This is a genomic window from Rhodococcus sp. P3_B8, from assembly GCF_056402775.1.
This window is the reverse complement of record NZ_JBFUGT010000247.1, coordinates 1-9,947: the sequence shown is the minus strand read 5'-3', so window position 1 is coordinate 9,947 and position 9,947 is coordinate 1. Positions and strand designations below refer to the sequence as shown.

7 protein-coding genes and 2 pseudogenes are annotated in these 9,947 nt (G+C 64.0%); 3 read left to right on the top strand and 6 right to left on the bottom strand.

Features of this window, described 5'->3' with window-relative positions:
- Positions 1-63 precede the first annotated feature (63 nt).
- Positions 64-639: a hypothetical protein gene (locus AC1D1G_RS35655; RefSeq protein ID WP_477955791.1), complete on the top strand. Its 576-nt coding sequence runs from the start codon at positions 64-66 to the stop codon at positions 637-639.
- Positions 640-796: 157 nt separating this feature from the next.
- Here the strand turns inward: AC1D1G_RS35655 and AC1D1G_RS35650 are convergent.
- The 4 genes and pseudogenes from AC1D1G_RS35650 to AC1D1G_RS35635 all read right to left on the bottom strand — a co-directional run.
- Positions 797-970 (bottom strand): annotated as a pseudogene (locus AC1D1G_RS35650) (YidH family protein); the annotation flags it as partial.
- A 151-nt stretch (positions 971-1,121) separates the two neighbouring features.
- A complete protein-coding gene (locus AC1D1G_RS35645) occupies positions 1,122-3,137 on the bottom strand; it encodes a hypothetical protein (RefSeq protein ID WP_477955789.1) in 2,016 nt (671 codons plus the stop codon).
- Positions 3,138-3,172: 35 nt separating this feature from the next.
- On the bottom strand, positions 3,173-4,444 hold the full coding sequence (locus tag AC1D1G_RS35640; protein WP_164061463.1) for an ATP-grasp domain-containing protein: 1,272 nt from the start codon (positions 4,442-4,444) through the stop codon (positions 3,173-3,175).
- Positions 4,445-4,550: 106 nt separating this feature from the next.
- Complete coding sequence (locus tag AC1D1G_RS35635; protein ID WP_477955788.1) at positions 4,551-5,375, bottom strand: response regulator transcription factor; 825 nt, start codon at positions 5,373-5,375, stop codon at positions 4,551-4,553.
- A gap of 385 nt (positions 5,376-5,760) precedes the next feature.
- Between AC1D1G_RS35635 and AC1D1G_RS35630 the strand changes: the two genes are divergently transcribed.
- On the top strand, positions 5,761-7,002 hold the full coding sequence (locus AC1D1G_RS35630; protein WP_477955786.1) for a UPF0158 family protein: 1,242 nt from the start codon (positions 5,761-5,763) through the stop codon (positions 7,000-7,002).
- Positions 7,003-7,007: 5 nt separating this feature from the next.
- On the opposite strand, the pseudogene AC1D1G_RS35625 reads toward AC1D1G_RS35630, so the two are convergent.
- Positions 7,008-7,174, bottom strand: a pseudogene (locus AC1D1G_RS35625) (ABC transporter ATP-binding protein); the annotation flags it as partial.
- A gap of 179 nt (positions 7,175-7,353) precedes the next feature.
- Complete coding sequence (locus AC1D1G_RS35620; RefSeq protein ID WP_477955785.1) at positions 7,354-8,274, bottom strand: LysR family transcriptional regulator; 921 nt, start codon at positions 8,272-8,274, stop codon at positions 7,354-7,356.
- 432 nt (positions 8,275-8,706) lie between these two features.
- Between AC1D1G_RS35620 and AC1D1G_RS35615 the strand changes: the two genes are divergently transcribed.
- Positions 8,707-9,947 (top strand): SLC13 family permease (locus AC1D1G_RS35615; protein WP_477955783.1); only part of this gene is annotated, 1,241 nt, incomplete at its 3' end.

Below are 9,947 nucleotides of genomic sequence, written 5' to 3'. Positions count from 1 at the left end.
CTCGGGTACGAAGTCGACCCGATGTCACCAAAACAATGCCAATCAGTCGGTTTTTCCTGCACGATGCACCCAGCACCACCCACCCGACGAACAGGACCACCACATGCGCACGACCGCCCGCACACCACACTCCACGCCGCCGCGGCCATCCCCCTCGCCATCGCAACCGCCGCACCGGCATCAGCGGCCGAAGCCACCGACGTCACCTACGCCTTCAGCGTCACCGGATCGACCGTGACCAACACAATCACCAACAACACCGGCGCCACCATCGGCTGCACCACCTCCCTCGCCGCCGCACCCGGCGGCGTACTCCCACCGCTCGACGACATCATGCGCAGCGGGCAGTCCCTATACCAGCAGGACGACATACCACCTGGCACCACAACCCAATCGGTCACCGACGTCCCCGACGGCTCCTACGTCGCCCTCGCCTCCTGCGGACGCGAAGGAACCGACCCCGCCATGTGGGTCTCCAACTACCCCGGCATCGAGCAATACCTGGTCCAGTTCCCGATGACCGCCTACACCGTGCAACAAGCCTCCACCGTCGTCACCGTGCCCAGCGTCGACCCCGCACCACCCGCCGCCGCACTCGTCCCTGACCTCAGCGAACTAGGCACCCTCTTCGGCAGTTGAGCTCACCTGCCCGAGCCGGCGGACCCGGCGGCGCCCACCCAACTGTGGGAGCCGGCGGACCCGGCGGCGCCCACCCAACTGTGGGAGCCGCCGCCCCGCACCGCCAGCAGATGCGACATCGATCCTCCTGCTCGGACCATGCGTCACCGTGCGCAGCGGAACCCGCGAGCATTCCGATCACCAGCACCGTGTGGACCGTCGGGCCGACCAACTCGGCCCCAAAGGCTTGGAACCCTACGGCGGCCGCGAGAAGCCCTAGCGACGTCCGGATCCAGGCCAGAAACGTCCGCTCGTTCGCGAGGGTGAAACGTGGATCCGGATCTGTACCCACGCGGAAGGCTCGGGGTCGCCATCTGCCCGCACGAACCTAACTCGAGAACAGACACGGCGTCAGCAGGCCGGTGAGCGCACGCCAAAGAGGCTGATCCRTGCACGCCCGGGCATCGTCCGGACCGGCACCATGATTGCGGCGTGAAGTCGAGTCAACAGTCTGCGTGTGTCTCGAGTTCCGGCAGCCGATCCGCACCCCAACTGCGGTGGATGTGCCCCACCACGCGATCGAGCTCGCCTCGGGTGACCCCAGCTACTTCGCCTGGCTCCAGTGGATCGAAGTGGAATATGTACAGCCGGGAGGCAAACTGCTCGAACGGTAGCGAAGATTCGCCGAATCTTTCGCCTTGACCTGCGGTGCTCACGACGACGCCGTCACCCCAGTCCTGTCCGCTGTCATTGTTGGGGTTGTAGAAGTAAMCGCGCATCACCTCTTGCGGGTCCAAATTGACCCGCAGCACGGTGATCGCATGCCAGCCGATGAATCGGGCGGCGCTGTCGGTGACAGCGATACCGGCCGGTTGGGGGTGAATGAGCGGTTGGTTGCCGTTGTAGAAGGGGTGATAGCTGGCATAAAAATGACGAAGGAACTCGTCGAGTTCGGTCAGTTTGCCGGTTGGCACGTCCACGTTGATACGGAACCCGCGGCCCGACCACCAGCCGTGGAACTCCGGGTTGACCCAGCGGTGCGGGTCGCCTTCGCGGTCGGCGCACCGCCTCCCCATCTCCGCGTAGATGCGGTCGAGGTGCGGCACGACGAGCAGCGATACCGGGTCGAGGTCGACTGGCAGCACGGTCGCAACACCGGACGCACTGTCGCGAGACGAAATCGGTTGCCCTTCGAAATGCATGACGATCTCGTCGTCCCGTGCCGCCCACACCAGGGTTTGGAGCAGGTAGTCCGGATCGTTGTACGCCCACATAGACAGCGCCCTCGCCGACTGGCACGTCGGGTTGTCGCCTTGTCCCACTCCCAGCGGCAAGCCCAGGATCGACAGCATTCCGGACAACAGCCAAGCCCGAGCGTCCAGCGTCGGCCCGAAGGTCCGGGTCAGGCGTTGCCGCGAATACTCCGACAGTGGTTGCGCCAGTTGGCGCCACATGGCGGGGGCGACGGCCGGTTGATAGAGAATGCCCCGTTCCAGCATCAACGCGAGACCGTAGATGCATTGGGCGGTCTCGATATGGACCGCATTGTCGATGAGGCTGCGCACCAGGTCGTGGTAGCAGAGCAGGCAGTCGCGGCCGGTGCTGGACAGCCCCAGGGCTTCCCCGATCAGGTACTCCCCTTTTTCGAGCAGGTACCGCAGCAGTACGGCGTGGTACGGCGAGACCAGTCCGGTGTCGTGCATTGCGCGCGCGAATCCGGCCGCTTCGTACTGGAGGCCGCTGCTGTCCATTGCTTCCAGGCGACTGCGGTAGACATCGACGCCCGGGTCTTCCCGGCAGGCATCCGTTGTGCCGAAAAGACTGCTGATCAGACGATCGGCGCCGACCCCGCTGGCACCCGGTTCGATGTCCGGACTGTTCCTGTATACGGCGATCTGTGTGATCATCTGCTTGACCTGATCGACCTGTATTGGCCGCTGCCGCAGGATCCTCCAGATCTCCTCCACGAGGTGTTCGAGGATATTGTCGTACCCGACGCCCTGTCCCAGATGACGGAACAGTGCCCGGGTCGCCTGCGCCAGGCGTCCCTGTTGTTCACGCTCCGCTTCGCTGGGGGGCGTCAACAACAGCGACATGTTGACGGCCAGGACTTGCGAAAGATGGTGCCTGGCTTGCTCGGCGGAGATCAACGGGTGCGCATACTCGCCCTTGGCGACGGCCAGCAGGCGCAATTCGTTGACGGCCTCCAGTACCACCGTGTCCGCATTGGCGCTGCTCAATGCTCCGGTGCTCAGCGCCGGGATGAGAATCTGTGGTTCGGCCCAGTCGGTGCCGACGAACAGGCCCGCTTCGTCCAGGTCCGCCGCGCGGGCCTGCACCGCTGCGGCGCCCCCCGGCTGCAATAGAACCAGACGCAGGGCGTCCAGCACCGGGCGTAGCTTGACGTGTTTACCGAAATCGCGGGTCACTGCCAACGATCGGGTGGCATCGTCGAGCCCGGCCAGACGTTTCTCCAACGTCGTGCTGTCGGTATTCGTATCGCTGCTGGTCGATTTCAACCGGGGATCCTCACGTATGAACGGACCTGCTCGACTCAAACGTAGAAGTCGAGTTCTTCCTGTTTCTTCAGTAGATCACGCATCTCGTAGGGATCGTCACCGAAGAAGTGGAGGAGTCCCCAATGCGTGCCGAATGCAGTTCGCTTGGTGACCGTCTCTTCCAATGGCGCTGTGAGCTCGTGGGATTCGAAATAGATGTGGTCCTCGGTCTCCTCTGGCATACACAGTTGGCTGACGACGCGTCGTCGTGGATAGACACCGAAACAGCCGGCATGCCCCTTGGCGTCCACCACTTCCTTCGGGAAGAAGTCCTCGATTTCTTCTTCCGTCGTCTTGGGATCGAATGCCAGCACCAGGCCCTGATATGCGTTGAACCCGTAGGCACGTTCCAGCAACTCGAACACCTTGAAGCCCGGCGGACGGTACGCGACCTCTCCGAAGTACATCTCTCCGTCGCTGGTGACGAAGTACTCGGGATGAACGAACCCGAATTCGATGTCGAAGGTCTTGATCAGTTTCTCGATCTGACGAGTGATCTCCGGACGGTACTTCTCCAACTCCGGTGTGGCCGGGACGAACACGGAGTATCCGAGGGTCACGTACTCCGAGATGTTGAGGAAGCGGATCTTTCCGTTGTGAATCCATGCCTCGACTGCGAACTCCCACCCGTCCAGATGAGACTCCATCAAGACCGGGAACTCCTCGTCCGGGATGGTGTCGACCTCATCCGGGGTGCGGATCACCCGGTGCCCGAGACTGCCGGCCTTGTCGAAGGCTTTGAGATGGATCGGATCGTTCGGGTCGCCGTCCAACTTGAGCAATGTCTGGTTGACTCGCTTGAGGAATCGGATGACGTCGTCGCGTTCGTGGGCTTCCTCGAAGATTCCCACGCGGATGCCGCCGAGTTGGGCGCGACGTTTCATCAAGGCCTTGTCGCGCAGCAGCAGAGACTGGCCGAAGAGTCGTGGATTGTCGAGAAGAACGGAGTTGATCGCGCCCGCCCACTCGACGGTCTCCTCGAACAGTGGGATCGCGACGTCGACACCTTTCGCCTTCAGCGTCTCGGCGATCTCCATTGAACGATCGTTCAATCGCTCGAAATTCCACGGCACATACGGAATTCCGTGTTCCTTGCAATAATCTTCGGCCCAATCGGGCGCGACGACGAGATATCGCCTGTCGAAACGGTCAACAGCTTCGATAGCATTCAAACTCCAACCCAGAAGGGCGACATACCCTTTCTCCGGGTTTCTGGTTTTCGATTCGGGCTTCGATACCGACAACTCTCTGCTCCTCTCGAAAGGCATTCGGAACGCATGAGCGGGCAGACGAAATTCGGGCGTGGCCGCAGCGTCGTTGACAGCGCGGTAACGCTCGATTGCGTCGATCTTCACCGCATCCATGCAGTGAAGGCTACCTGCAGGCGGTTTTCGGCCCGTTCCCACACCGGTTCAGTGCCGTCTCACACCGGCCTGACCAGCCGAGACGTTGTTTGGGTTGTTTCATATCGATGCACGGGGTGTGCTCGGTGAGAGGGGTATCGATGCGGCGGTGTCGGTGTGTGTGGTCACTGCATGGCAGCAGGCGGTGACTACGTTGTGGTGTAAGGCACCACCTGGTTGCCGCCGATGCGTCCGTTTTCCAACGGCCGAGGACGTTTCCGCTCTCGTCGAAGACGAACACCAGGGTCCGACCACGGAAGGTTTCGACCGCGCGGTCGCCGAGCGACACGGTTCCTACTGCATTCGAGGGCAGTGTTTCGATGTTCGCATCCGTGTACTGCGGTGCGGTGCTGCAGGAGGCAGCGACCATCATCACCGCCACCAACGCCGCAACATGGGCCACAGAATTTTCTCTGCGTGTTTCGACGACCCATGCCGCGACCTGCGCGCGTGAAGTCAATCCCAACTTCGTAAGTAGGTGTTCGACATGCCCCTGAGCGGTGCGAGGGGAAATTACCCAGCGAGCAGCGATCTCCTTATTCGTCAGGCCCTCGGCAATCAGATCAGCAACTTCCAGCTCACGCTTTGTCAGGTGCGCGGCGGGACCGCAAGGGATCGACTCCGGAGGATGAAGTTGCTCACCCAAGGCGTAGGCGACCGCGGCGTCGAAACCCAACGCCGCGCCGTCACGATGCGCAGATGCATAAGCCTCCGTACTCGAGGCACGCTGCGTCGCGCCTTCACAGGCTTTCTGGTACTCACTCAAATTGGGCAGTACGACAATCGCGCTTCCCACAGACCGGCTGAGCTCCTCCGATGCCCGATCCATGCCAGCGCCTGCAGACACAGGCTTGCGTTGAACCGGTCGTTCACTTTGAGGTCGATTTGCAGCGCCTGTTCGAGCAGCTGGACGCCTCGTTCACGATCGCCGCGTCGCCACACGGCGACCGCCGATCCGGGACGATGGGGGTCGACTGGAAGTATCCCTTCGGGCGAATTCGAGCATTGTCTCCAGCTCCATCGAAGGATGAGCCATCGCGCCCGTGACACGGGCGATGTCCGACCAGCACAGCCACCGCGTATGCCCGCCGTCGTCGACCGACTGCACCGGGTGCAGCACGCTGTGTGCGGTTTGCGGCTGTGAGCAGGCGGCGCCGCGGCCCGCATGCCATCCTCGAGGAATGGCACGAACGTGGTGGTCGGTGACGGTGGAGCTGCTCGGCGGGCGCGGCGAGGAATTGTGGCCATGGCCCGGCCGCGTCTTCGCGGTCGGACCGTCGCATACCTTCCTGGATCTCGCGAATGCGATCAACGACGCCTTCGCCCGGTGGGACCGCTCGCACCTGTCGATGTTCACCCTTGCCGATGGACGAATGGTCACCGACACGGAGACTGGGGCCGAGATGGTGGAGTCGCTCGGCGGGCCCATCACCGAGGCGGTGGACATCGAGTCGGCCAAAGTCGCTCGGCTGCTGGGGCCCGGGGCGGAGTTCCAGTTCACCTTTGACCTGGGTGATGACTGGACCCACCGCTGTGTGATCGGCGGCGACAAGGTCGACCCCCTGGAAGTGCTGGGGATCACGCCAGGGAAGCCTCTGCCGTACTGGGGGTGGGGCGCCATCCCGGATCAGTACGGGCGCCGGTGGTCCGACGACGACGGGCAGAGCCGAGCACCGCGCAGACCGAGCCATCCGCACCCGATGCTGCTGCACGCGTGGCCCGCACAGGACCAGGTGCCCGCACTCGATGTGTCCGAGCTGCGCGCCGCTATCGCGGCAGCAGATGCCGCCCGGTTCCTCGCCGCGGTGCGGGGACATGACGTCGACGACGCGCTGCAACAGGTAGGGGCCGGAATACCGATGGCACTGAAGCAGCGACGGGAGCAGGCCGAGCCGGTGGCGGTGTCGGTCATCAACCGGCTGACCTGGCGCGCCGGCGCGGGTGACGGGGTGCTGGCCGAGGACCTGCTCGCGTGTCTGCGCGGCGAGCCGCTGGCCGGGCGGGTGGTGCCAGTCGACCTCGAGATGCTCGGTGCCGAATTGGAGGGGGATCTGGGCATGTCCACCGGTGGCTACCTCGACCTGCGCACCGGACAGGTGTACGACGCCAGCAGCACTGATCCGATGATGGTCGGCGAGGACGCCGCCGTCGACGTGGAGACCGAGCCCGACCGTTGGCTCCGGTTCGACCGCACCGGCTCGCGGGATGGCTGGCGGGACATGGCGGCCTTCGCCGAGCGGCAACACGATTCGGCGCTACGGGAGCGGCTGGAGCGGGCGATCGAGGGCAAGGGCGCGTTCGGCCTATTCCGCGACCTCGTCCACCAGGAGAGCCTCACCGACCAGTGGTACACCTTCGCCACCGACCGTCAACTGGGTCGTGCCCGCGAGTTCCTCGCCGACAACGGCATCCGCGTGGGCTGACGGGCACCACACAGGAACTGCTTGACCACCGGCTCCTCACTGGTGAGCAGCACCTCCCGCGGACCGAACATCACAAGATGACGACGGAACAGCATGCCGATGTTGTGCGACACCGTCCGCGCGAGATTGATGTTGTGCGAGACGATCAGATCGTCGCGTCGATCTCGGCGGCGGTCCGCAAGATCGGGCGAGAACTCGTAGGATCTCGGGCAGGGGCGAGTTCGCTCCAGATTCTCGTGCGCTGGCACGCAGGTATACAACGCGGACGACGTCCTGGTGATCCCGGCTGGACTGGCTCGGCTGGTCGAGGCTGCATCTATAGCTGTCCTCACTCCAGGGCGGAGACGAAAGTCAGCGTCGCGCGATGATGGTGTCGGCGGCGTCGTGCAGCGCCCGGGAGACGGCATGCATGCTCGGGGTGTACTGCCGACGCGCAAGCGAAGCGATGTAAATCGATCGTGTCGGAACCCGGTCGGTGGGAAGAAATCGCACAGCGCGGACGTCCGGGCGATGGTGTGCGACGGCCAGACGCGGAACCATGGCGATGCCCACCCCCGCGGCGACCATCGCTTCGATCTCTTGGTAGTCATGGGCCTCGTAGACGACGTTCGGGGTGAACCCTGCCGTCTCGCAGCTACGGTAAAGCACTTCGGCGGCGGGGTGGTCTGCGTTGCGGATGATCCACTTCGCCGATCGCAGCGATGCCACCGCGACATTGTCGATGTACGGCCCCTCGAGCGGGACGAGCAGGACCGTTTCGTCCTCCATCAGCGGTATGAGGGCCAGGGATTTCTCGGTCTCCTCGGTCCAGTCGTAACTCCAGAGCAACGCCATTTCGACCTCGCTCGAATGGAGCATTTCCAACAGTCGCGGGCGGACCGCGGATTGGACCCGCACGTCGATGCCGGGCCAGTGGGCGTGATAGTCCTTCAGCGCGTCCGAGAGTAGTGAGGCGCTGACGGTCGGGAAGGAGCCGAGTCGGACGGTGCCGCGCTCGAGCCCCAGCAGAGCCTCCAAGTCACCACGGGCAGCGCGCATTTCCTGACGGAACAGCCGCGCACGCGTGACGAGAATTTCACCGGCCTCGGTCAACCGGACGCCGCGAGGCAGGCGGGTCAGTACCGGCTGACGGATCTCCTGTTCCAGTTTGGCGATGCGCTGCGACGCGGCGGATGGCGTGACGTTGGCGCGTTCGGCGCCGCCGGTGAGGGATCCGGCCTCGGCAATGTCGAGGAGCAGGAACAGTGTCACTACATCGAACGAGTTGCGCATCGATACCTCTCACAAGCCTTTAATCCTGCTAAACCCCGCCGTAGAAATACGACATTGTCATAAACATAACCCGCTCATAGTGTGATCTGGGTAATGATCAAGCGAAGGATGTGACATGCAGACGATCGCAACTCCCTCACCACCCGGGATCACGGCACCGAATCGCCCCGTCGATCCCGTCGGTCGCCCAGTGCGCTCACTGCGGCTCCCGTCGGCCGGCATCGATGAGGTACTGCAACCCGGTGCGGGGTGGGCGGCCGACGCCGTCGACAGTCACCTCGGGCGGCGTCGTGCACCGCGTACAGCGCCTGCGGGAGTGACAGCTCCCGATCTACATCGCGTGACTCCGCCCCATATTCACGTCTGTCCGTCGCGACCGGCCGCCGACCAGGCGCCGTTCGATCCGCCCCGCAGCGAACCGAAAGAACGCCCATGACTTCCATCGAGATACTGCCACTGATCGCGTTGGTGGCAATGTTCGTGATAGCCACCTTCTTCCCCATCAACATCGGCATATTGGGGTTCATCGGCGCTTTCGTCGTGGGGGCGTTCCTCCTCGGCTACGACGACAAGGAAATCCTCGCCGAGTTCCCCAGTTCGATCGTGCTGACGATCATCGGCGTCACCTACTTCTTCGGTATGGCGAAGAAGAACGGGACCATCGACCTCCTGGTCAACGCCTGTATACGCGGCGTTCGCGGACGAGTGACGATCGTCCCGTGGGTGTTCTTCTTCTGCGCCTCCGTGCTCACGGCCCTGGGAACGTTCAGCCCGGCGGCCGTCGCATTGATCTCCCCGGCGGCGATGTCGTTCGCCGCCCGGACCCGGATGAGTCCGCTGGTAATGGGCATCATGACCATCAACGGCGCGCACGCCGGAGCGTTCTCCCCAATCTCGGTCTCCGGTGTCCTCGTCCGCGACATCGTCGAGTCGAGCGGCCTGACGATCGCCCCCTGGACCCTGTTCTTCGCCAGCTACGGCATCAATTTGCTGCTCTCGGTCCTCACAGTGGTCGGCTACGCCGTCCTTGCCCGGGTACGGAACCTCGAGTTCTCCGCCACCGGCTCGAGCGCCGGCATCGACTCCGACGGTGGTGGGAGCGCGCTGAGCACCCCCACCGCGGGTCCCGGGGGAACGCCGGCCGGCGAATCGTCCAGCGGGGGCGGCACTCAGGTCCTCATCCGGACGCCGCGCACCGAGGTCGTCACCGACCACGACGTGCAGCCGGTCACCGGGGTCCAGAAGCTCACCCTCGTCCTGATTGCCGCGGTGTTGGTGCTGGTCCTGGTGCTGCATATGCCGATCAGCTTYGTCGCCATCGCGGCCGGTGCGATCCTCGCCTTCACCGACCTGTCCAAGCAGAGTGAGGCTATCGCCGGTATCAGCTGGTCCACCGTGCTGCTCGTCGCCGGCATGGTCACCTACATCTCGCTCATGGAAGAGATCGGCACGATCGACCACCTCGCCGAGATGGCGATCACCATCGGCGCACCGCTGCTGGTCGCCGTCGTCCTCTGCTACGTCATCGGCGTCACCTCGGCGTTCGCATCGTCGACCGCGCTGCTCACCGCGGTCATCCCGCTCGCGCTTCCTCTGCTGCAGACCGGGGCGCTGCCAGTCGTCGGAGTCGTGGCAGCACTCGCCATCTCCGCCACCGTCGTCGACGTCTCCCC

Excerpts from the sequence above, each read along its gene's own strand:
- AC1D1G_RS35655 (WP_477955791.1), top strand. The coding sequence starts at position 64 with ATGCACCCAGCACCACCCACCCGACGAACAGGACCACCACATGCGCAC.
- AC1D1G_RS35620 (WP_477955785.1), bottom strand. The coding sequence starts at position 8,274 with ATGCGCAACTCGTTCGATGTAGTGACACTGTTCCTGCTCCTCGACATT.
- AC1D1G_RS35630 (WP_477955786.1), top strand. The coding sequence starts at position 5,761 with ATGGCACGAACGTGGTGGTCGGTGACGGTGGAGCTGCTCGGCGGGCGC.
- AC1D1G_RS35640 (WP_164061463.1), bottom strand. The coding sequence starts at position 4,444 with ATGCCTTTCGAGAGGAGCAGAGAGTTGTCGGTATCGAAGCCCGAATCG.